Raw genomic sequence first — 25846 nt, forward strand, 5'->3', positions numbered from 1 at the left:
ATGGACAAGGAACAGAAGCTCCGGGACTACCTCAAGCGGGCCAGCGCGGATCTCCAGCGCTCCCGGCAGCGGGTGGACGAACTGGAGGCCGCCGCCCGGGAACCGATCGCCATCGTCGGCATGGGCTGCCGCTTCCCCGGCGGGGTGGCGAGCCCCGAGGACCTCTGGGCGATGCTGGTCGACGGCCGGGACGGCATCACCGGCCTGCCGGCCGACCGCGGCTGGGAGCTCGACCCGGCCGACGGTCCGACCGACGTCCGGGGCGGCTTCCTGCGCGGCGCCGCCGACTTCGACCCCGGCTTCTTCGGCATCTCGCCCCGCGAGGCGCTGTCCATGGACCCGCAGCAGCGCGTCCTGCTGGAGACCGCCTGGGAGGCGTTCGAGCGGGCCGGCATCGACCCCACCGGGATCCGCGGCACCCGGACCGGCGTCTTCGTCGGCGCCATGCCGCAGGACTACCGCACCGGCCCGGACGACGACGTCCAGGGCTTCGTGCTGACCGGCAACGCCACCAGCGTGATCTCCGGCCGGCTCTCGTACGTCTTCGGCGCGGTCGGCCCCGCGGTCACCGTGGACACCGCCTGCTCCTCCTCGCTGGTCGCCCTGCACCTGGCCGCCCAGTCGCTGCGGGCGGGGGAGTGCGGCCTGGCGCTCGCCGCGGGCGTCACGGTGATGTCCACCCCCACCACCTTCGTCGAGTTCGCCCGCCAGGGCGGGCTGGCCGCCGACGGCCACTGCCGGTCCTTCGCGGACTCCGCCGACGGCACCGGCTGGTCCGAGGGTGTCGGCGTGCTGGTGCTGGAGCGGCTGTCGGTGGCCCGGCGCAACGGCCACCGCGTACTGGCCGTGCTGCGCGGCTCGGCCGTCAACCAGGACGGCGCCTCCAACGGCCTGACCGCCCCCAACGGCCCCTCCCAGCAACGGGTGATCGAGCAGGCGCTGCGCAACGCCCGGCTCTCGGCCGACCAGGTCGGCGTGGTCGAGGCGCACGGCACCGGCACCGTGCTCGGCGACCCGGTGGAGGCGCAGGCGCTGCTCGCCACCTACGGGGCGAACCGGGAGGCGCCGCTGCTGCTCGGCTCGGTGAAGTCCAACCTCAGCCACACCCAGGCGGCGGCCGGCATGGCCGGGGTGATCAAGACGGTGCTGGCGATGCGGCACGGCCTGCTGCCCCGCACGCTGCACGTGGACACGCCGTCCTCGCACGTCGACTGGGAGTCCGGGGCGGTCCGGCTGCTCACCGAGGCGACCCCCTGGCCGCGGGGCGGCGAACCGCGCCGCGCCGGGGTCTCCTCCTTCGGCCTCAGCGGCACCAACGCCCACGTCATCATCGAGGAGGCCCCGGAGGTCCGGGCCCCGGACGCGTCGGAGGGCCAGGAGCAGGGCCAGGGCCAGGTCGAGGTCGCGGTCGCGGCCGAGGCCGGCTCCGGGGCGCTGCCCTGGCTGGTCTCGGGCCGGACCGCGGAGGCGCTGCGCGCCCAGGCGGAGCGGCTGCGGGACTTCCTGGAGTCCGGCCCGGCCGGCTCCGACGCCGAGCTGGCCCGCGCCCTCGCCACCACCCGGGCCGCCCTGGAGCACCGCGCGGTGGTCACCGCGCCCGACCGGGCCGGGGCGGCCGTCGCCCTCGCCGCGCTCGCCGCCGGCACCGGCGACGGACGGCTGGTCCGGGGCACCGTCCAGGGCCGCGGCAAGCTCGCCTTCCTGTTCGCCGGGCAGGGCGCCCAGCGTCTCGGCATGGGCCGCGATCTGGCCGCCCGCTTCCCGGTGTTCGCCGCCGCGCTGGACCAGGCGCTGGCCGCGCTCGGCGACCGGCCGGGCCCGTCGCTGCGCGAGGTGATCCTCGGCGCCGACGAGGACCTGCTCAACCGCACCGGACAGGCCCAGCCCGCGCTGTTCGCGATCGAAGTCGCGCTGTTCCGGCTGCTGGAGTCCTGGGGCGTCACCCCGGACTTCGTGGCCGGCCACTCGGTCGGCGAGATCGCCGCCGCCCACGTCGCGGGGGTCTTCTCGCTCGCCGACGCCGCCGCCCTGGTCTCCGCCCGGGCCCGCCTGATGGAGGCGCTGCCGGAGGGCGGCGCGATGATCGCGCTCCAGGCCGGCGAGGACGAGGTTCGGCCGCTGCTCGGCGAGGACGTGGCACTGGCCGCCGTCAACGGCCCGCGGGCCGTGGTCGTCGCCGGCGCGAGCGCGCCCGCCGAGGCCGTCGCCGCGCACTTCGCGGCACTCGGCCGCAAGGTCCGCCGGCTGCGGGTCTCGCACGCCTTCCACTCGCCGCTGATGGACCCGATGCTCGACGAGTTCCGCACCGTCGTCGCCGGGCTCTCGCCGCAGGCGCCGGTCATCCCGGTCGTCTCCACGCTCACCGGTGCGCCCGCCACCGTCGAACAGCTCACCTCCGCCGGCTACTGGGTCGACCAGGCCCGCGGGACCGTCCGCTTCGCCGACGCCGTCGACCGGCTCGCGGCCCACGGCACCGCAACGTTCCTCGAACTCGGGCCGGACGGCACTCTGGCGGCGCTCGCCCAGACCTGCCTCGACGAGTCGGCCGCCGACGGCGCCGGCGCCCTCGCCGCGCTGCGCCCCGGCCGGGACGAGACCGAGGCGCTGACCGAGGCGCTCGCCGGACTGCACGTCCGGGGCGTGCCGGTCCGCTGGGACGCCTACTTCGCCGGGACCGGCACCGCCCGCCACGTCGACCTGCCCACCTACGCCTTCCAGCACCGCCGGTACTGGCCGAAGAGCGCGCTCGCCCGCACCGGCGACGTCCGGGCGGCCGGGCTCGGCTCGGCCAACCACCCGCTGCTGGCCGCCGCCGTGTCGCTGGCCAACACCGACGGCCTGCTGCTGACCGGCCGGCTGTCGCTGCGCACCCACCCGTGGCTGGCCGACCACGCCGTGGCCGGCACCGTGCTGCTGCCCGGCACCGCGTTCCTGGAACTCGCGGTGCGGGCGGGCGACGAGACCGGCTGCGACCGGGTCGAGGAACTCACCCTCACCGCTCCGCTGCCGCTGCCCGAGGAGGGCGGCGTGCAGGTCCAGGTGTGGGTCGGCCGGCCGGACGCCACCGGGCGGCGCGGCATCGGGATCTACGCCCGTCCCGAGGGGGACGAGGACGCCCCCTGGACCCAGCACGCCGACGGCCTGCTGGCCGTGGACGAGCACCCCCGTCCGGCCGGGGACTCCGGCGCCTGGCCGCCGGCCGGTGCGGAGCCGCTGGACCTGACCGGCCCGGACGGCCTGGACCGGCGGCTGGAAGGCGCGGGCTTCGGCTACGGGCCCGCCTTCCGCGGGCTGACCGCCGCCTGGCGCCGGGACGAGGAGGTGTTCGCGGAGGTCGCGCTGCCGGAGGCGGTGCGCGGCGAGGCCGGCGGGTTCGGCATCCACCCGGCACTGCTGGACGCGGCACTGCACGCCGCGGGCTTCCTGGTGCCGGGCGGGGTGCCGTTCTGCTGGCAGGACGTCAGCCTGTACGCCGCCGGGGCCTCGACCGTCCGGGTGCGGCTCTCGGCGGCCGGAGAGGACACCGTCGCCGTCGCGGTCGCCGACGCCGCGGGCGGCCCGGTCGCCTCAGTCGGCGCTCTGGTGCTGCGGGCGCTGCCGAGCGGTGCCGGCGCGGGCCCGGGCCCTTCGGCGGAGGCGCTGTTCGAGCTGTGCTGGGCCCGTCCGCGCGGCGGCGGGGCGCCGGTGCCGGCCGCGGTGGCGGTCGACGGGCCGGACCCGCTCGGCCTCGGGACGCTTCCGCCCGCCGGGGACGGGCCGGCCGGGGTGGTGCTGGTGCCGCTCGCGGGCGACCCGGCCGATCCGGTCGGCGCGGCCCACGAACTGACCGTCCGGGCCCTGGCCAGGCTCCAGGCGTGGCTGGCGGACGAGACGACGGGGGACGCCCGGCTGGTCTTCGTGACCCGCGGCGCCGTCAGCACCGGGGCGGCCGAGGAGGTCACCGACCCGGCCGCGGCCGCCGTCTGGGGCCTGGTGCGCTCCGCGCAGGCCGAGCACCCGGGCCGGTTCGGCCTGGTCGACCTCGATCCGGCCGGCGGTCCGCTGCCCGAGGCGGCCCTCGCCGGGGACGAACCGCAGCTGGCGGTCCGGGCCGGCGGCGTGCTCGCGGCCCGGCTGGCCCGGGCGGGCGCCGTCGCCGGTGCGCTCGGGGAACGTTCCGGGGCGGCCCAGGAGCCGGCCGGGGCCGGGTGGGACCCGGCCGGGACCGTGCTGATCACCGGCGGCACCGGCGGGCTCGGCGCCGTCCTGGCCCGACACCTGGTGGCCGAGCGCGGCGTCCGACACCTGCTGCTGGTCAGCCGGCGTGGCGCGCGGGCCGAGGGCGCCGCCGAACTGGCCGCCGCCCTCACCGGGTCGGGCGCCGAGGTCACCGTCGAGGCCTGTGACCTGACCGACCGGGCGGCCGTGGACCGGCTGCTGGCCGGCGTTCCGGCCGAGCACCCGCTGACCGCGGTCGTGCACGCCGCCGGCGTGCTCGACGACGGGGTGGTCACCGCGCTGACGCCCGAGCGGCTCGCCGCCGTCCTGCGGCCCAAGGCCGACGCCCTGTGGCACCTGCACCGGGCCACCGGCGGCCTCGACCTGGCCGCCTTCACGGTGTTCTCCTCCTTCTCCGGCACGGCCGGCTCGCCCGGCCAGGGCAACTACGCGGCCGCCAACGCCTTCGCCGACGCACTGGTGCACCACCGCCGCGCCGCCGGACTGCCCGCCCAGTCGCTCGGCTGGGGGCCGTGGGCGCCCGCCGGAGGGATGACCGGCGGCCTCACCGCCGCCGACCTCGACCGGCTGGCCGCGGCCGGCACCCCGGCGCTGTCCGTCGCCGACGGCCTCGCCCTGTTCGACGCCGCGCTCACCCGGCCGCAGGCCGTGCTGCTGCCCGTCCGGCTGGACCTGCCGGTGCTGAGGGCCGGCCGGGAGGTGCCCCCGCTGCTGCGCGGACTGATCCGCACGCCCGCCCGGCGCGCCGCCGCGGCCGCCACCGAGGCGGCCGGGACGCTCGCCCGCCGGCTCGCCGGGCTGGACGCCCGGGCCCGCACCGAGGCCGCCGTCGAACTGGTCCGCGCCGAGGTCGCCGCCGTGCTGCGGCACGCCGACCCGGCCGAGGTCGACCCGCAGCGTCCGTTCCAGGACCTCGGCTTCGACTCGCTCACCGCCGTCGAACTGCGCAACCGGCTCGGTGTCGCGACCGGCCTGCGGATCCGCGCCACCGTCGTCTTCGACCACCCGACCGTGGCCGCCCTGGCCGAGCACGTGCTGGACGGACTGACCGGCTCCCAGGCCCCGGCGGCCCCGGCACCGGTACGCGCCGCCGACGCCGCCGATCCGATCGTCATCGTCGGCATGAGCTGCCGCTACCCCGGCGGCGTCGCCTCGCCCGAGGACCTGTGGCGGCTGCTCCACGAGGGCACCGACGCCGTCTCCGGGCTGCCCACCGACCGCGGCTGGGACCTGGACGCGCTCTACCACCCGGACCCGGACCACCTGGGCACCAGCTACACCCGGGTCGGCGGCTTCCTGCACGAGGCCGCCGACTTCGACCCGGCCTTCTTCGGCATGAGCCCGCGCGAGGCGCTGGCCACCGACGCCCAGCAGCGACTGCTGCTGGAGGCCTGCTGGGAGGCGGTGGAGCGGTCCGGGATCGACCCGGTCACGCTGCGCGGCAGCCGCACCGGCGTCTTCGCTGGCGTGATGTACAACGACTACTCCGCGCTGCTGGCCGGCGGCCGGTTCGAGGGCCACCAGGGCAGCGGCACCTCGCCGAGCATCGCCTCCGGGCGGGTCTCCTACACCCTGGGCCTGGAGGGTCCGGCGGTCACCGTGGACACCGCGTGCTCCTCCTCGCTGGTCGCCATGCACTGGGCGATGCAGGCGCTGCGGACCGGCGAGTGCACCCTCGCGCTGGCCGGTGGCGTCACGGTGATGTCCACCCCGACCTCGCTGATCGAGTTCTCCCGCCAGCGCGGCCTGGCCCCGGACGGGCGCTGCAAGGCCTTCTCCGACCGGGCCGACGGAGTCGGCTGGTCCGAGGGCGTCGGCGTGCTGGTGCTGGAGCGGCTCTCCGACGCCCGGCGCAACGGCCACCCGGTGCTCGCGGTGGTGCGCGGCTCGGCGGTCAACCAGGACGGCGCCTCCAACGGCCTCACCGCCCCCAACGGGCCGTCCCAGCAGCGCGTCATCCGCGCCGCCCTCGCCAACGCCGGGCTGACCGCGGGCGAGGTCGACGTGGTCGAGGCGCACGGCACCGGCACCCCGCTCGGCGACCCGATCGAGGCCCAGGCGCTGCTGGCCACCTACGGCCAGGACCGCGAACTCCCGCTGCTGCTCGGCTCGGTGAAGTCCAACCTGGGCCACACCCAGGCCGCCGCCGGCGTCGCCGGGGTGATCAAGACCGTGCTCGCCATGCGGCACGGCCTGGTCCCGCGCACCCTGCACGCCGCCGAGCCGTCCTCCCACGTGGACTGGGAGGAGGGCGCGGTCGAACTGCTCACCGAGGAGACCTTCTGGCCGGAGACCGGGCGTCCGCGCCGGGCCGGCGTCTCCTCCTTCGGCTTCAGCGGCACCAACGCCCACGTCATCCTGGAACAGGCCCCCGCCGCCGTCACCGCGCCGCCCGCCCCGAGCGTCGCGGAGCCCGTCCTGCTCTGGCCGCTGGCCGGGCGCAGCGCCGCCGCGCTGCGGGACCAGGCCGCCCGGCTGCGGTCCTTCGTCACCGCCCGCCCCGAGCTGCGCCCGGCCGACGTCGGGCTCGCGCTCGCCACCACCCGCTCCGCGTTCGGCCACCGCGCGGTGGCCGCCGGCGCCGACCGGGACGAACTGCTCGCCGCCCTGGCCGCGTTGGCGGCCGGTGAGCCGGCCGCCGGGCTGGTCGCGGGCGAGAGCGGCGGCGGGCGGCTCGCCCTGCTGTTCGCCGGCCAGGGCGCCCAGCGCCTCGGCGCCGGGCGCGAACTCGCCGAGCGCTTCCCGGTGTTCGCCCGGGCCCTGGAGGAGGTGCTGGCCGAGTTCGGCCCCCGGCTGGAGCGCCCGCTGCGCGAGGTCCTGTACGGCGACGACGAGCAGCTGCTGAACCGGACCGGCTGGGCCCAGCCCGCCGTCTTCGCGGTCGAGGTCGCGCTGTTCCGCCTGCTCGACTCCCTGGGCGTGCGGCCCGACCTGCTGCTCGGCCACTCGATCGGCGCCGTCGCCGCGGCGCACTGCGCCGGCGTCCTCACCCTGGCCGACGCCTGCGCGCTGGTCGCCGCCCGGGCCCGGCTGATGGAGCCGCTGCCCGAGGGCGGCGCCATGGTCTCGGTCGAGGCCGCCGAGGAGGAGGTGCTGCCCCGCCTGGTGCCGGGCGTCGCCCTCGCGGCCGTCAACGGCCCCCGGGCCGTGGTGCTCTCCGGCCTGGCCGACGAAGTCCTGCGGATCGCCGGCGAGTTCGCCGCCGAGGGCCGCCGGACCAAGCGGCTGGCCGTCTCGCACGCCTTCCACTCGCCGCTGATGGAGCCGATGCTGGCGGAGTTCCGCGAGGCCGTCGCCGCCCTGGAGTTCCACCCGCCGCGCATCCCGTTCGTCTCCGACACGACCGGCCGAGCCGCCACCGAGGCCGAACTGCGCTCCCCGGACTACTGGGTCGAGCACGTCCGGCAGGCCGTGCGCTTCGCCGACGCGGTGCGCACCGCCCGCGCGGCCGGCGCCGTCACCTTCCTGGAGCTCGGCCCCGACAGCGTGCTGTCCGCGCCGGCCGAGGACGTCCTGGCCGGCGACACCGCCGTGACGGCCGTCCCGCTGCTGCGGGCCGGCCGCCCCGAGGAACGCTCCACCGCCGGGGCCCTGGCCACCCTGCACGTGCGCGGCCACGCCCCGGACTGGGCCGCCCTGTACGCCGGCACCGGCGCCCGGCCCGTCGAACTGCCCACCTACGCCTTCCAGCACGAGCGCTACTGGCCCGAGGCCGAGCCCGGCACGGCCGCCCCGGCCGCCGACCCGGCCGACGCCGCCCTGTGGGGAGCCGTCGAGCGCGGCAGCGCCGCCGAACTCGCCGGGCTGCTGGGCCTGCGCGACGAACAGCACGCCGGCCTGTACGCCCTGCTCCCGGCCCTCGCCGACTGGCGCCGCACCCGGCACGAGAAGACCCTGCTGGACGCCGCCCGCTACCGGGTGCGCTGGCAGCCCGTCCGGCCCACCGCCGCGCCGGTGCTCGACGGCAGCTGGCTGGTGGTCACCGCCGAGGGCGTGGACGACGCCGAGCTGCTCGCCGCGCTGCGCGGCCACGGGGCCCGGCTGGAACGGCTGGTGCTCGACGAGGCCTGCCACGACCGGGCCGAACTCGCCCGCCGGATCGACGGGTACGGCGAACCGGCCGGAATCCTGTCGCTGCTCCCGCTGGCCGACCGGCCCACCCCCGGGCCCGGCCTGCCGGCGGGCCTCGCGCTGGGCGCCGTGCTCGCCCAGGCCCTGGGCGACCTCCGCTCGGCCGTCCCGCTGTGGACCGTCACCCGCGGCGCGGTCTCCACCGGACCGGCCGACCCGCTCACCAACCCCGTCCAGGCCGCCTCCTGGGGCTTCGGCCGGGTGGCCGCCCTGGAGCGGCCGCAGGCACCGGGCGGCCTGGTCGACCTGCCGCCGGTGCTGGACGCGCCGACCGTGCAGGCCCTGGTCGGCGTCCTGGCAGGCGGTGGCCGCCGGAGCGGCGAGGACCAGGTCGCGCTGCGCGGCACCGCCGTGTACGGCCGCCGCCTGGTGCGCCACCCCGTCGACGAGCTGCCCCGGGCCGAGGAGTTCACCGCCGACGGCACGGTGCTGGTCACCGGCGGCACCGGCGCCCTCGGCGCCGAGACGGCCCGCTGGCTGGCCCGGGCCGGTGCCCGGCACCTGCTGCTGACCGGCCGCCGCGGCCCGCAGGCGCCCGGGGTCGCCGAACTGGTCGCGGAACTGGCCGAGCTGGGCGCCACCGCCACCGTGCTGGCCTGCGACGCGGCCGACCGGGACGCGCTCGCCGCGGCCCTGGCCGCCGTCCCGGCCGAGCACCCGCTGACCGGCGTGGTGCACGCCGCCGGCCTCGGCCAGGCCGCCCCGCTGGCCGACACCCCGGCCGAGGAACTGCACCGCCTCACCGCCGCCAAGCTGCACGGCGCCGCCCACCTCGACGCCCTGCTCGCCGACCACGACCTGGACTTCTTCGTCCTGTTCTCCTCCGTCGCGGGGGTCTGGGGCAGCGCCGGTCAGAGCGCCTATGCCGCCGCCAACGCCTACCTGGACGCGCTCGCCGAGAACCGCCGGGCGCGCGGCCTGACCGCCACCTCGATCGCCTGGGGCCCGTGGGCGGGCGCCGGGATGGCCGCCCACGAGGCGGTCTCCGACGGCCTGCGCCGCCAGGGGCTGCGCCTCCTCGCCGTGGAGAGCGCGCTCACCGAGCTGCGCCGCGCGATCGTCCACGAGGACGCCGCGGTGACCGTCGCGGACGTCGACTGGGAGCGGTACGCCCCGGTCTTCACCGCCGCCCGGCCCAGCGCGCTGTTCGACGGGATCCCCGAGGTCCGGGCACTGGCCCGGACCGCCGCCGCCGACACCGGCGCCGCCACCGACCTGGCCCGCCGGCTGCGCGGGCTGGCCGGCCCGGAGCGGAAGCGGCTGCTGGTGGACCTGGTGCGCCGCGAGGCGGCCGTGGTCCTCGGCCACGGCTCCGCCGACGGGGTGCCGGAGAAGCGGGCCTTCCGGGACGCCGGCTTCGACTCGCTGACCGCCGTCGAGCTGCGCAAGCGGCTGGCCGCCCTGACGGGGCTGTCGCTGCCCAGCACGCTGGCCTTCGACCACCCCAACCCGCTCGCCCTGGCGGCGTTCCTCGGCGAGGAACTGCTCGGCGTGGAGGCGGAGACGGCGGACCGCCGGACCACCGTCGCCGACCCCGCCGAGCCGATCGCCATCGTCGGCATGGGCTGCCGCTTCCCCGGCGGCGCCGCCAGTCCCGAGGAGCTGTGGCGGCTGGTCGCCGAGGGACTGGACGCCACCTCCGAGTTCCCGGACAACCGCGGCTGGGACGACGGACTCTACGACCCGGACCCGGACGCCAACGGCCGCACCTACTCCACCCGCGGCGGCTTCCTGCACCAGGCCGGCGAGTTCGACGCCGCCTTCTTCGGCATCTCCCCGCGCGAGGCCCTCGCGATGGACCCCCAGCAGCGCCTGCTGCTGGAGACCACCTGGGAGGCCTTCGAGTCCGCGGGCATCGACCCGACCTCGGTGCACGGCAGCGCCACCGGCACGTTCATCGGATCCACGTACCAGGAGTACGGGCTCGGCATGGACGACAGCTCGGCCGGGCACGCCGTCACCGGCACCAGCCCGAGCGTGCTCTCCGGCCGGCTCGCCTACCTGCTCGGCCTGGAGGGCCCGGCCGTCACCGTCGACACCGCCTGCTCCTCCTCGCTGGTCGCCCTGCACCTCGCCTGCCAGTCGCTGCGCGGCGGCGAGAGCAGCCTTGCGCTGGCCGGCGGTGCCACCGTGATGACCAATCCGAACGCCTTCATCGCCTTCAGCCGTCAGCGCGCGCTGGCCGCAGACGGCCGCTGCAAGGCCTTCTCCGAGGCCGCCGACGGGATGACCCTCGCCGAGGGCGTGGGTGTCCTGGTGCTGGAGCGGCTCTCCGACGCCGAGCGCAACGGCCACCCGGTGCTCGCCGTGATCCGCGGCTCGGCGATCAACCAGGACGGCGCCTCCAACGGCCTCACCGCCCCCAACGGGCCCTCCCAGCGACGCGTCATCCGCCAGGCCCTCGACAACGCCGGGCTCACCGCGGCCGACGTCGACGCCGTCGAGGCGCACGGCACCGGCACCGCCCTCGGCGACCCGATCGAGGCCCAGGCGCTCCAGGCCGCCTACGGGCGCGACCGCGACCCGCAGCGCCCCCTGCTGCTCGGCTCGGTGAAGTCCAATCTCGGGCACACCCAGTCGGCGGCCGGCGTGGCCGGGGTGATCAAGATGGTCCAGGCGCTGCGGCACGGACTGCTGCCGCGCACCCTGCACGCCGACCAGCCCTCCTCGCACATCGACTGGACCCCGGGCACCGTCGCCCTGCTCCAGGAACCGGTGGCCTGGCCGGCCGGCGAACGGACCCGCCGCTGCGCGGTCTCCTCCTTCGGCATCAGCGGCACCAACGCCCACGTCCTCCTGGAGGAAGCCCCGGCGGCCGTCCCGGCCCCGGACGCCCCGGCCCCGGCGCTCCCGCAGGGCCCGGACGCCCCGGCCGGTGGCCCCGTCCCATGGGTGATCTCCGCCCGTACGCCCGCCGCGCTGCGCGCCCAGGCTGCCCGGCTGGCCGAGCACCTGGGGGCCGAACCGGGCCCGTGCCCGCGCGACGTCGGGCACGCGCTGCTGACCACCCGTACGCTGTTCGAGCACCGCGCCGTGGTGCTCGGCGCCGACCCGGCCGAACTGCGCGCCGGCCTGGCCGCGTTCGCCGCCGGTGCCTCCGCGCCGAACACCGTGCACGGCCTCGCCGAGGGCACCGGCCGGACGGTCTTCGTCTTCCCCGGCCAGGGCTCCCAGTGGGCCGGCATGGCCGCCGAACTGCTCGACGAGTCACCGGTGTTCGCCGAACGGCTGGCCGAGTGCGCGGCCGCGCTGTCGGCGCACGTCGACTGGTCGCTGCTCGACGTGCTGCGGCAGGCCGAGGGCGCGCCCGGCCTGGACCGGGTGGACGTGGTTCAGCCGGCCACCTTCGCGGTGATGGTGGCGCTGGCCGCGCTGTGGCGCGCCCACGGGGTGCACCCCGACGCGGTGATCGGGCACTCCCAGGGCGAGGTCGCCGCCGCCGTGGTCGCCGGGGCGCTCTCCCTGGAGGACGGCGCCCGGGTGGTCGCCCTGCGCAGCCGGCTGATCGGCCGCGTCCTGGCCGGCTCCGGCGGGATGGTCTCGGTGCCGCTGCCGGCCGCCGAGGCCGAGGAGCGGATGCGCCGGCACGGCGACGGGCTGGGCATCGCCGCCGTGAACGGCCCGCGGACCGTCGTGGTGTCCGGACCGGCCGGACAACTCGACTCGCTGATGGCCGAGTTCGAGGCCGAGGGGATACGCGCCCGGCGGATCAGCGTCGACTACGCCTCGCACTCCGCCCAGGTCGAACTGCTCGCCGGGGAACTGGTGGCGGCCCTCGCCCCGATCCGCCCGCGCGCCGCGGAGGTGCCGTTCCACTCCACCGTCACCGGCGAGCGGCCGGACACCACCGTCCTGGACGCCGACTACTGGTACCGCAACCTGCGGCAGCCGGTGCGCTTCGACCCCGCGATCCGTGAACTGATCGCCCAGGGGCACGAGTTGTTCATCGAGGTCAGCCCGCACACGGTGCTCACCATGGCCATCGAGGCCACCGCCGAGGACTGCGCCGGCCGGGCCGCCGCCGTCGGCACCCTGCGGCGGGACAAGGGCGGCACGGCCCGGTTCCTCGGCTCGCTCGCCGAGGCATTCGTCCGCGGCGCCCGGGTCGACTGGTCCGGCCTGCTGGCCGGGGCCCGGCCGGTCCCGCTGCCCACCTACGCCTTCCAGCACGAGCACCTGTGGGCCGTCGCCCCGCGGCCCGGAGGGGAGCCCGAGGACGGCGAGTTCTGGAGCGCCGTCGAGGAGGCCGACGTCGAGTCGCTGGCCGCCCGGCTGCGCATCGACAGCGGCGCGCTCGCCCCGGTGCTGCCCGCGCTCTCCGACTGGCACCGGCGCCGCCGGGACCGCTCCACCGTCGGCACCTGGCGCTACCGGGCGGCCTGGAAGCCGCTCGGCAACGCCACCGCCGCCACCGCCACCACCGCCCGGCTGGACGGCACCTGGCTGCTGGTCAGCACCGCGCCGGACACCGTCCCCGGCAGCGGGCCGGACACCGCGCCGGTGGCCGGACAGGACGTCGTCGAGGCGCTGGCCGCCCACGGCGCCCGGATCGAGCACCTCGTCCTGGACGGCGAGTGCACCGACCGGCAGCGGCTCGCCCAGCGGCTCGCCGCCCTGGACGGCACCGAACTCACCGGGATCGTCTCCCTGCTCGCCACCGCCGAACGGCCCGCCGAGCGCCACCCGGCGCTGCCCGAGGGCCTCGCGCTCACCCTCGCGCTGATCCAGGCCCTCGGCGACACCGGACGCGACGCCCCGCTGTGGTGCCTCACCCGGGACGCCGTCGCCGCCGTTCGCGGCGACCGGCTCGCCCACCCGGTGCAGGCGCAGGTCCACGGCCTCGGCTGGACCGCCGCGCTGGAACACCCCCAGCGCTGGGGCGGCGTGATCGACCTGCCCGAACGGCTCGACGAACGCGGCGGCGAACGGCTGGCCGCCGTGCTGGCCAATGCCCTCGCCGGCTCCGGCGAGGACCAGGTGGCGATCCGCCCGTCGGGCGCGTACGCCCGCCGGATCGTCCGGGCCGAACCGGCGACCGCCCGCCCGGCGGCCCCCGCGCCGCGCGGCACCGTCCTGATCACCGGCGGCACCGGCACCCTGGCCCCGCACCTGGCCCGCCGGCTCGCCGCCGACGGCGCCGAGCGGATCGTGCTGACCAGCCGCCGCGGCCCGGACGCCCCCGGCGCCGCCGAGCTGCTCGCCGAACTCGCCGCCCTCGGCTGCGAGGCCACGACGGTCGCCTGCGACCTCACCGACCGGGACGCCGTCGCCCGGATGCTCGACGCCCTGGCCGCCGACGGCCGTCCCGTGCGCACCGTGGTGCACACCGCCGCCGTCATCGAACTGCTGACCATCGAGGAGACCACCCCCGAGGCCTTCGCCAAGGTCCTGCACGCCAAGGCCACCGGAGCCCGGCACCTGGACGAACTCCTGCCCGACGACCAGCTCGACGCCTTCGTCCTGTACTCCTCCACGGCCGGGATGTGGGGCAGCGGCCGGCACGCCGCCTACGTCGCCGGCAACGCCTACCTCAACGCGCTCGCCGAGCACCGCCGCGCCCGCGGCGGCCGGGCGACCGCCGTCTCCTGGGGCATCTGGGCCGACGACCTCAAGCTCGGCCGGGTCGACCCCGGCCAGATCCGCCGCAGCGGACTCGTCTTCATGGACCCGGCCCTCGCCCTGGACGGGCTGCGCCAGGCCCTCGACGGGGACGAGCGGGTGCTGGCCATCGCCGACGTCGACTGGGAGCGGTACCACCCGGTCTTCACCTCCGGCCGCCCCACCGCGCTGTTCGAGGACGTCCCCGAGGTGCGCCGGCTCACCGAGGCCGGCCGGCAGGCCACCGGAGACGGCGAGTTCGCCGCCCGGCTGCGCGCCCTGCCGGCCGCCGAGCAGGAGCGACGGCTGCTGGACCTGGTCCGCGCCGAGGCGGCCACCACGCTCGGCCACGCCTCGCCCGAGGTGCTGTCCGAGCAGCGGGCCTTCCGCGACGTCGGCTTCGACTCGCTGACCGCCGTCGACCTGCGCAACCGGCTGGCCGCCGCCACCGGACTGACCCTGCCCAGCACACTGGTCTTCGACCACCCCGACCCGCGCGCCCTGGTCCGCCACCTGCGCGAGCGGATCGCCGGGACGGACGCCGCCGCAGCCGTGCCCGACACCGGCCCGGCCACCAGGGACGAGCCGATCGCCATCATCGGCATGAGCTGCCGCTACCCCGGCGGCGTCGCCTCCCCCGAGGACCTCTGGCAGCTGGTCGCCGGCGGCGGCGACGCCATCACCGAGTTCCCCGCCGACCGCGGCTGGGACACCGAGGGGCTCTACGACCCGGACCCGGACGCGCCCGGCCGCACCTACTCGGTGCGCGGCGGGTTCCTGCGCGGGGTCGCCGACTTCGACGCCGCCTTCTTCGGCATCTCCCCGCGCGAGGCGATCGCGATGGACCCGCAGCAGCGTCTGCTGCTGGAGAGCGCCTGGGAGGCGGTCGAGCGGGCCGGGCTCGACCCGGCCGCGCTGCGCGGCAGCCGCACCGGCACCTTCATCGGCGCCAGCTACCAGGACTACACCCCCGGCGACTCCGTCCAGGACGGCGCCGAGGGCCACCTGGTCACCGGCACCATCCCGAGCGTGCTGTCCGGCCGGATCTCCTACACCTTCGGTTTCGAGGGCCCGGCCGTCACCCTCGACACCGCCTGCTCCTCCTCGCTGGTCGCCCTCCACCTGGCCTGCCAGTCGCTGCGCAACGGGGAGAGCAGCCTCGCGCTGGCCGGCGGCGTCAGCGTGATGGCCACCCCCAACGCCTTCGTGGGCTTCAGCCGCCAGCGCGCGATGGCCGCCGACGGCCGCTGCAAGGCCTACGCCGAGGCCGCCGACGGCATGAGCCTCGCCGAGGGCGTCGGCCTCGTCCTGGTCGAGCGGCTCTCCGACGCCGAGCGCAACGGCCACCCGGTGCTCGCCGTGATCCGCGGCTCGGCGGTCAACCAGGACGGCGCCTCCAACGGCCTCACCGCCCCCAACGGGCCGTCCCAGCAGCGCGTCATCCGCGCCGCCCTCGCCGACGCCGGGCTGACCGCGGGCGAGGTCGACGTGGTGGAGGGGCACGGCACCGGTACCGCCCTCGGCGACCCGATCGAGGCCCAGGCGCTGCTGGCCACCTACGGGCAGGACCGCGAACTCCCGCTGCTGCTCGGCTCGGTGAAGTCCAACCTGGGCCACACCCAGATGGCCTCCGGCGTCGCCGGGGTGATCAAGACCGTGCTCGCCATGCGGCACGGCCGGGTGCCGGCCAGCCTGCACATCGACCGGCCGTCCAGCCACGTCGAGTGGAACGACGGCGCCGTCGAGCTGCTCACCGAGGCCCGTGACTGGCCGGACACCGGCCGCCCCCGCCGGGCCGGCGTCTCCTCCTTCGGCCTCAGCGGCACCAACGCGCACGTGGTCCTGGAACAGGGCCCCGGCACGCCGCCGGCCGCCGCGCCGCAGGAGGGCCTGACCCTGCCCGTCGTGCTCTCGGCCCGCACCGACGAGGCGCTGCGCGGCCAGGCCGCCCGACTGCTCGCCGTCCTGGACCGGCAGCCCGAACCGCCGCTCGCCGACCTGGCGTTCTCGCTCGCCACCACCCGGGCCGCGCTCGACCGGCGGGCCGCCGTCAGCACCGGTGACCCGGCGGACCTGCGCCGCGCCCTCACCGCCCTGCGCGACGGGCTGCCCGACGCGGCCCTGGTCACCGGCCGGCCGGTCGGCGGCGGCCTGGCCTTCCTGTTCACCGGCCAGGGCAGCCAGTACGCCGGCATGGGCCGTGAGCTGTACCGGCGGTACCCGGTCTACGCCGAGGCGCTGGACGCGGTGCTGGCCCGTTTCGACCTGGTGGGACCGGACCCGGACGGTGCCGGCCCCGACCGTGGACTCCCCCTGCGTGAGGTGTTGTTCGCGGCGGAGGGGTCGGTGGAGGCGGGGCTGCTGGATGACACGGGGTTCGCGCAGCCGGCGTTGTTCGCGCTGGAGGTGGCGTTGTTCCGGCTGGTGGAGTCGTGGGGGGTGCGGCCGGACTTCGTGGTGGGTCATTCGGTGGGGGAGCTGGCGGCCGCGCACGTGGCCGGGGTGTTTTCGCTGGAGGACGCGTGCACGCTGGTGGCGGCCCGGGCGCGGTTGATGTCGGCGCTGCCCGGTGGAGGAGCGATGGTGTCGGTCGAGGCGGCGGAGGAGGAGGTGCTGCCGTTGCTGACGGACGGCGTGTCGGTCGCCGCCGTCAACGGCCCGCGCGCCGTCGTCCTCTCCGGCGACGAGAGCGAAGTCCTGCGGATCGCCGCCGAGTTCGGTGACCGGCGGACCAGGCGGCTGCGGGTCTCGCACGCCTTCCACTCTCCGCACATGGAGCCGATGCTCGCCGCCTACGCCCGGGTCGCGGCGGCCCTCACCCGGCACGCCCCGGCGATCCCGCTGATCTCCACCGTGACCGGAGCGCCCGCCGGCGCCGAGGACCTCGGCGCCCCCGACTACTGGGTCCGGCAGGTGCGCGGAACCGTCCGGTTCGCCGACGCCGTCCGCGCCCTCGCCGGGCGCGGCGCCGGACTGCTGCTCGAACTCGGTCCGGACGGCACCCTCACCGCCGCGGCCCGGGACACCCTCGGCGACGACGGCGCGCTCCCCGGCGTCGCCGCGCTGCGCCGCGGCCGGCCCGAAGTCCCCACCCTCGGTACCGCGCTGGCCACGCTCTTCGTCCACGGCACCCGGCCGCACTGGTCCGCCGTCTTCGAGGGAACCGGCGCCCGCCGCACCGACCTGCCCACCTACCCCTTCCAGCGGCAGCGCTACTGGCCCGAGGCCGGCCGGCCCGCGCCGACCGGCACCGATCCGGTGGACGCCGCGTTCTGGGCGGCCGTCGACCAGGGCGACCTCAGCGCCCTCGACGCCGGACTGGACCTCGACCGGGACACCGTCGCCGCGCTGGCCGGCTGGCGCCGGGGCCGGCGCGAGCACGCGGCCGTCGACGCCTGGCGCTACCGCGCCTCCTGGACCCCGCTCGACACCGCCGTCAGCACCGGCACCGGCCCGGCGGCCGGCCGCTGGCTGGTCCTCGCCACCGAGCCAGTGCCGTGGCTGGAGCGGATCGTCGACCAGCCCGTACCGCTGATCACCCCGGCCGGTGCCGACCGGGCCGCGCTCGCCGAACTCCTGCGCGCAGCCGCCCGGGAGAGCGACGGGTTCACCGGCGTGCTCTCCCTGCTCGCCCTCGGCGGGGACCCGCTCGCCGCCACCGCGACCGCCGTCCAGGCCCTCGGCGACGCCGACCTGACGGCCCCGCTGTGGTGCCTCACCCGCGGCGCCGTCTCCACCGGCCGCTCCGACCGGCCCGCCGACCCCCGGCAGGCCGCCGTCTGGGGCCTCGGACGCTCCGCCGCCCTCGAACTGCCCACCCGCTGGGGCGGCTTGGTCGACCTGCCGGACGTGCCAGGCCTGCCGGAGCCGCCGGAGCAGTCCGGGCAGCGGGACGGCACCGCGCAGCCGGACGACACCGTGCTGCGCCGACTGGCCGCCGCGCTCACCCGCACCGACGGCGAGGACCAGCTCGCCGTCCGCGCCTCCGGCACCTTCGCCCGCCGGCTGGTGCGGCACCCGGTCGGCGACCGGCCGGCCACCCGGCCGTACGCGCCCCGCGGCACCGTGCTGATCACCGGCGGCACCGGCGGCCTCGGCGGCCATCTCGCCCGCCACCTGGCCGAACGGGGCGCCGGACACCTGCTGCTGCTCAGCCGGAGCGGCGCCGACGCCCCGGGCGCCGACCGGCTGCGCGCCGACCTCGCCGCCCTCGGGACGGAGGCCACCCTGGTCGCCTGCGACGTCGCCGACCGCGACGCCCTCGCGGCCGTCCTCGCCGCCGTACCGGCCGACCGGCCGCTCAGCGCGGTGTTCCACACCGCCGGCGTGGTGGCCGACGGCACCCTCGACACCCTGGACGCCGACCGCTTCGCCGAGGTGCTCCGGCCCAAGGCCGACGCGGCCCGGCACCTGGACGACCTCACCCGTGAGGCCGACCTCGACGCCTTCGTCCTGTTCACCTCCACCGCCGGCACCCTCGGTGCCGCGGGCCAGGCCAACTACGCCGCCGCCAACGCCAACCTCGACGCCCTCGCCGAACAGCGGCGGGCCGACGGCCGTCCGGCCACCGCGATCGCCTGGGGCCCGTGGGCCGGCGAGGGCATGGCCGGGGCCGGCAGCGGGGTCGAACAGCGGGTCCGCCGGGGCGGGTACGCGCCGATGGCGCCCGGGCGCGCCCTGGCCGCCCTCGGCCACGCCCTCGACCACCAGGACACCGCGCTCACCGTCGCCGACATCGACTGGCAGCGCTTCGCCGCCGTGTTCACCGCCCAGCGCCCGTTCCCGCTGATCGCCGACCTGGCCGGGCCGGCCGGGCGCCGCGCCGACGCCGCCCCGGAGTCCGGGCTGCGGCAGCGCGTCGCCGAGCTGCCCGAGCAGGCCCGCCGACGCTTCCTGCTGGACTTCGTCCGCAGCCGGGTCGCCGCCGTCCTCGGCCACACCGGCGGCGACGGGATCGGCGCCGACCAGGCCTTCACCGACCTCGGCATGGACTCGCTGACCACCGTCGAACTGCGCAACACGCTCACCGCCGCCACCGGGCTCACCCTGGCCGCGACCCTGGTCTACGACCACCCGACCCCGGCGGACCTCGCCGCCCACCTGCTCGCCGAACTCCTCGGCAGCCTGCCGGAGGCGGCCCGGACCGCGGCCCCGCGCCCGGTCGCCGAGGACCCGGTGGTGATCACCGGCATGGCCTGCCGCTTCCCCGGCGGCATCGAGACCCCCGAGGACCTGTGGCGGCTGCTGGCCGACGGCGCCGACGCCGTCCGCCCGTTCCCCACCGACCGCGGCTGGGACCTCGACGCCCTCGGACAGGGCGGCTCGGCCACCCTGCACGGCGGCTTCCTCGACGACGTCGGCCGCTTCGACGCGCGCTTCTTCGGCATCTCGCCGCGCGAGGCCCTGGCGATGGACCCGCAGCAGCGGCTCCTGCTGGAGACCTCCTGGGAGGCGCTGGAGCGCTCCGGCATCGCCCCCGACCGGCTGCGCGGCAGCGACACCGGCGTGTTCGTCGGCACCAACGGCCAGGACTACCTGACCGTACTGCGCCGCGGCACCGCCGACGTGCGCGGCCACGCCGCCACCGGGAACACCGCGAGCGTGCTCTCCGGCCGGCTGTCCTACACCCTCGGGCTGGAGGGCCCGGCCGTCACCGTGGACACCGCCTGCTCCTCCGCCCTGGTGGCGCTCCACCTGGCCGCCCGCGCGCTGCGCGCCGGCGAGTGCTCGCTGGCCCTGGCCGGCGGCGCCTCGGTGATGTCCAGCCCGGACGCCTTCGTCGAGTTCACCGCGCAGGGCGGCCTGGCGGCCGACGGCCGCTGCAAGGCCTTCGCCGACGCCGCCGACGGCACCGCGTGGTCCGAGGGCGCGGGCGTCCTCGTGCTGGAGCGGCTCTCCGACGCCCTCCGTAACGGACGCCCGGTGCTGGCGGTCCTGCGCGGCAGTGCCGTCAACCAGGACGGCGCCTCCAACGGGCTGACCGCCCCGAACGGCCGGGCCCAGCAGCGGGTGATCCGCGCGGCGCTGGCCGACGCCGGTCTGACCCCCGGTGAGGTGGACGCCGTCGAGGCGCACGGCACCGGCACCGCCCTCGGCGACCCGATCGAGGCGCACGCCCTGCAGGGCGCGTACGGGCGGGAGCGTGAACTCCCGCTGCTGGTCGGGTCGGTGAAGTCCAACCTGGGCCACACCCAGGCGGCGGCCGGTGCGGCCGGGGTGATCAAGACGGTGCTGGCCCTGCGGGCCGGCGTCCTGCCGCGCACCCTGCACGTCGACACGCCCTCGCGGCACATCGACTGGACGGCCGGCGCCGTCGAGCTGCTGGCCGAGGCCAGGGAGTGGCCGGAGACCGGCCGCCCGCGCCGGGCCGGCGTCTCGGCCTTCGGGGTCAGCGGCACCAATGCGCACGTGCTGCTCGAACAGGCCCCCCGGGCCGAAGCGGCTCCCGGAGCCGAACCGGCCGCCGGCGCCCCGGTGCGGGCCGGTGCCGCGCCCTGGGTGGTGTCCGCCAGGTCCGAGGCCGCGCTGGACGCCTCGCTGACCCGGCTCGGCGCGGTCGAGGGGGCGTCCGCGCTCGACGTGGCCCACTCGCTGGCCGCGGGGCGGGCCTCCCTCACCCACCGGGCGGTGCTGCTGGACGGCGTCGAGATCGCGCGCGGCCTCGCCACCGACCGGGTGGTGGCATTCCTGTTCTCCGGGCAGGGGTCGCAGCGGCTCGGCATGGGGCAGGAGCTGTACGCCCGGTTCCCGGTGTTCGCGGAGGCCTTCGACGCGGTCTGCGCCCGGCTGGACCAGCACCTGGACCTGCCGCTGCGCGAGGTGGTGTGGGGTGCGGACGCGGAGCTGCTGAACCGGACGGATTTCGCTCAGGCGGGGTTGTTCGCGGTGGAGGTGGCGCTGTTCCGGCTGGTCGAGTCGTTGGGCGTGCGGCCGGAGTTCGTGGCGGGTCACTCGATCGGTGAGGTGGCCGCGGCGCATGTGGCGGGGGTGTTGTCACTCGCGGACGCGTGTGCGCTGGTCGCCGCTCGTGGCCGGTTGATGCAGGCGCTTCCGGAGGGTGGCGCGATGCTCGCGATCGAGGCGACGGAGGAGGAGGTCCGACCGCTGCTCGGCGACTCCGTCGCGCTGGCGGCCGTGAACGGGCCCACCTCGGTGGTCGTTTCGGGTACGGAGGAAGCGGTCGCGGCGCTCGGCGAGCACTTCGCCGATCGGAGGACCAGCCGCCTGCGGGTGTCCCACGCCTTCCACTCGCCGCTGATGGACCCGATGCTGGAGGAGTTCCGCACCGTCCTCGGCGGGCTGACGTACAGCGAGCCCTCGATCCCGCTGGTCTCCAACCTGACCGGCGAGCCGGTCACCGGCACGACCGACGCGGACTACTGGGTGCGCCACGTCCGGGAGACCGTCCGCTTCGCCGACGGCGTCCGCGCCCTGCTCGGCGCCGGTGCCGGCGCCCTGCTGGAACTGGGCCCGGACGGCGTGCTCAGCGCGCTCGCCCAGCGCTCCACCGGCGAGCACGACTGCGTGGTGGAACCGAGCTGCCGTCGGGACCGGCCGGAGGAGCACACCCTGGTCACCGCGCTCGCCCGGCTGCACGTCGCGGGCGTGCCGGTCGACTGGACCGCACTGCTCGCCGGCACCGGCGCGGCCCGCGTCGACCTGCCCACCTACCCGTTCCAGCGCGAGCGGTACTGGCCCGAGCGCGCCCCCGAACCCGCCGCGGCCGGTGGCGACCCGGCGGACGCCGCCTTCTGGTCCGCCGTCGAACGCGCCGACACCGCCGCGCTCGGCACCGCCCTCGGACTGGCGGACGACAGCTCGCTCGCCGAACTGCTGCCCGCCCTGTCCACCTGGCGCCGCCGGCAGAGCGCCCGGACCGACGCCGACCGGCTGCGCTACCGCGCCGCCTGGCGGCCGTACGCCGTCCCCGCCGGACCGGACGCCCTGCCCGAGGGCTGGCTGGCCGTCCTGCCGGCCGGCCGGGCCGACGACCCGTGGACCACGGCGGTGCTCACCGCCCTCGGCCCGGACGTGCTCCGGCTGGAGACCGGCCGGGACGATCGCCCCGCGCTGGTCGAACGGCTCGCGCCGTACGCCGCGGCGGTCACCGGCGTGATCACCCTGCTCGCCGCCGAGGACGCGCTGCCCACCGGGCTCGCCCGGCCCGACGAACTGCTCGCCGCGCTCGGCGAGGCCGGCATCGAGGCGCCGCTGTGGTGCCTCACCCGGGGAGCCGTCGCCGTCGGCGACACCGAGGCCCCGGACCACGCCGCCCAGGCCGGCGCCTGGGGCATCGGCCGGGTCACCGCGCTGGAGCACCCGCAGCGCTGGGGCGGCCTGGTCGACCTCGCCGAGGCGCCCGACACCCGCACCGCGGCCCGGCTGCGCGCCCTGCTGGCCGCTCCCGACGGGGAGGACCAGCTCGCCCTGCGCCCCTCCGGCGCCTTCGCCCGGCGACTGGTCCGCGCCACCACGGACCCCGACGCGCGCCCCTGGACCCCGCGCGGCACCGTCCTGCTGATCGGCGACCCGGACGGCCACGCGGCGCCCACGGCCCGCTGGCTCGCCCGTACGGGAGCCCAGCAGGTGGTGCTGCTCACCGCCGAGGACACGGCCGACGGCTCGTCCGCCGTCGAGCGGCTCGGGGCCGGACTCGCCGAGCACGGCACCGGACTGAGCGTCGTCACCGGTGCGCCCGGCGACCCCGCCGCCCTGGCCCGCGCGCTCGACCGGCCCGAGCTCACCGCCGTCCTGCACACCGGCCGCACCGCCGCGCCGGGCACACCCGACGAGCAGCTCGCCGGACTGCTCGCCGAACTCGCCGCACTCGACACCGCGCTCGGCGACCGGCCGCTCGACGCCTTCCTGCTGTTCGGCTCCATCGCCGGCACCTGGGGCGTCAAGGGCCGGGCCGACGAGGCCGCCGCCGGCGCCCTCCTGGAGGCCGCCGCCCAGTCCCGCCGGGCCGCCGGACGGGCCGCACTCGCCGTCGCCTGGGGTGCCTGGACCGGCAGCACCCCCGACTCCCTCGCCGCTCACCTGCGCGCCAACGGGCTGCCGCCACTCGCGCCCGAACGCGCGCTGACCGCCCTGGCGGCGGCCGCCGACGGCCCGGCCGCCGTCACCGTCGCCGAGGTCAGCTGGGAACGGTTCGCCCCCGCCTTCGGCGGGACCCGGACCACCCGGCTGTTCGCCGAACTGCCCGAGGCCCGGCGCACCGCGGAGCCGCAGCAGCCGGGCGGTGGATCCGCCCGGGCCGAGGCACTGCGCGCCGACCTGCGCGACCGGTCCGCCGCCGAGCGCACCGAGGCCCTGCTCGCACTCGTCCGGGCCGAGGCCGCCGCCGTGCTCGGCCACGCCGACGCCGAGGACGTCCCCGCCGGGCACCCCTTCAAGGACCTCGGCTTCGACTCGCTGACCGCCGTCGACCTGCGCAACCGGCTCGCCACCGCGACCGGCCTGAAGCTGCCCGCCACCCTGGTGTTCGACTACCCGTCCCCGGCGGCCCTGGCCGCCCACCTGCGGGCCGAACTCCTCGACGAGGCGGGGGAGGCCGAACGCCCGGTCGCGGCCGTCGACACCGACGACCCGATCGTGATCGTCGGCATGGGCTGCCGCTACCCCGGCGGCGTCCGGTCGCCCGAGGACCTCTGGCAGCTGCTGCTCGACGGCACGGACGCCATCGGACCGTTCCCGACCGACCGCGGCTGGGACCTCGACCGGCTCGCCCACGGCGACCGCGACGGCCGCGGCCGCAGCGTCACCGGGCACGGCGGATTCCTGTACGACGCCGCCGAGTTCGACGCGGCCTTCTTCGGCGTCTCGCCGCGCGAGGCGCTGGTCGTCGACCCGCAGCAGCGCCTGCTGCTGGAGACCGCCTGGGAGGCGCTGGAGCGCGCCGGGATCGACCCGGCCGGCCTGCGCGGCGGCGACACCGGCGTGTTCGTCGGCGGCGGCAGCGGCGACTACCGGCCCGCCATCGGCCAGCTCGGGCACGTCGAGACCGCCCAGTCCGCGAGCCTGCTCTCCGGCCGGCTCTCCTACACCCTCGGCCTGGAGGGGCCGTCGGTGAGCGTGGACACCGCGTGCTCCTCCTCGCTGGTCGCCCTGCACCTCGCCGCCCAGGCGCTGCGCGCCGGCGAGTGCTCGCTCGCCCTGGCCGGCGGCGTGACGGTGATGTCCAGCCCGGTCGGCTTCGTCGAGTTCGGCGAGATGGGCGCGCTGTCCCCGGACGGGCGCTGCCGGGCCTTCTCCGACGGGGCCGACGGCACCGGCTGGTCCGAGGGCGTCGGCGTCCTGGTGGTCGAACGGCGCTCCGACGCCGAACGCCTCGGCCACCGGGTCCTGGCCGTGCTGCGCGGCTCCGCCGTCAACCAGGACGGCGCGTCCAACGGCATCACCGCGCCCAACGGGCCGTCCCAGCAGCGCGTCATCCGGCGCGCGCTGGCCGGCGCCGGCCTGACACCCGGTGAGGTGGACGCCGTCGAGGCGCACGGCACCGGCACCCGGCTGGGTGACCCGATCGAGGCCCAGGCGCTGCTGGCCACCTACGGCCAGGACCGCGAGCGGCCGGTCCTGATCGGCGCGCTGAAGTCCAACCTGGGCCACACCCAGGCCGCCTCCGGAGTGGGCGGGGTGATCAAGATGGTGCTGGCCATGCGGCACGGCCTGCTGCCGCGCACCCTCCACCTGGACACGCCGTCCGCCCACGTCGACTGGACCGCCGGCGCCGCCGAGCTGCTCACCGAGGCCCGCGACTGGCCCGAGAGCGGCCGCCCGCGCCGGGCCGGGGTCTCGGCGTTCGGCGCCAGCGGCACCAACGCCCACGTGATCCTCGAACAGCCCGCCGAGGAGCTGCCGCCGGCGGCCGGACCGGCCGGGGACCGGCCGGACGACCGGACCCTGCCCGTCCCGCTCTCCGCCGCCACCCCGGAGGCGCTGCGCGCCCAGGCCGCCCGTCTGCTCGACCGGCTCGCCGGCCACCCCGGCCTGACCGTCCGGGACCTCGGCCACTCGCTGGCCACCACCCGCACCCTGCTCGACCACCGGGCCGTGCTGCTCGCCGCCGACCGGGAGGAACTCGTCCGGGGCCTGCGCGCCCTCGCCGACGGGAGCCCCGGCGGCGAGGCCGTCCAGGGCTCGGCCCGGAGTGCGAGGACCGCCTTCCTGTTCCCCGGCCAGGGGTCGCAACGCCCCGGCGCCGGAAGCGGGTTGTACGCCTCCGAGCCGGTGTTCGCCGAGGCGCTGGACGCCGTGCTGGCCGGCTTCGAGGGCCGGCTCCCCGGCCCCCTGCGTGAGGTGTTGTTCGCGGCGGAGGGGTCGGTGGAGGCGGGGCTGCTGGATGACACGGGGTTCGCGCAGCCGGCGTTGTTCGCGCTGGAGGTGGCGTTGTTCCGGCTGGTGGAGTCGTGGGGTGTGCGGCCGGACTTCGTGGTGGGTCATTCGGTGGGGGAGCTGGCGGCCGCGCACGTGGCCGGGGTGTTCTCGCTGGAGGACGCGTGCACGCTGGTGGCGGCCCGGGCGCGGTTGATGTCGGCGCTGCCCGGTGGGGGAGCGATGGTGTCGGTCGAGGCGGCGGAGGAGGAGGTGCTGCCGTTGCTGACGGACGGCGTGTCGGTCGCCGCCGTCAACGGCCCGCGCGCCGTCGTCCTCTCCGGCGACGCCGACGCCGTCGAGCGCATCGCCGCCGGCCTGGCGGCCGACGGACGCAGGACTAGGCGTTTGCGGGTGAGCCATGCGTTTCACTCCGTACACATGGACGCGATGCTCGACGACTTCGAGCGGACCGCCCGGGGCATCGCCTACACCGCCCCGCGCATCCCGCTCGTCTCCAACCTGACCGGTGAGATCGTCACCGGGGAGACCGGGGCGCACTACTGGGTCCGGCACGTCCGGGAGG

At 77.4% G+C, this 25846-nt stretch carries 1 protein-coding gene (running past one end of the window); it reads left to right on the plus strand.

Going from position 1 to position 25846, the window contains the following annotated elements:
* Positions 1–25846, plus strand: the 5' portion of a protein-coding gene (locus tag ACIRVF_RS25100; protein ID WP_402821866.1) for a type I polyketide synthase. 2447 nt of this gene lie beyond the right edge of the window; only the first 25846 of its 28293 coding nucleotides appear in the window; it begins with the start codon at positions 1–3; its stop codon lies off the right edge, out of view.

Source organism: Kitasatospora sp. NPDC101157, assembly GCF_044768255.1.
In the GTDB taxonomy this organism is placed as follows: Bacteria; Actinomycetota; Actinomycetes; order Streptomycetales; family Streptomycetaceae; genus Kitasatospora.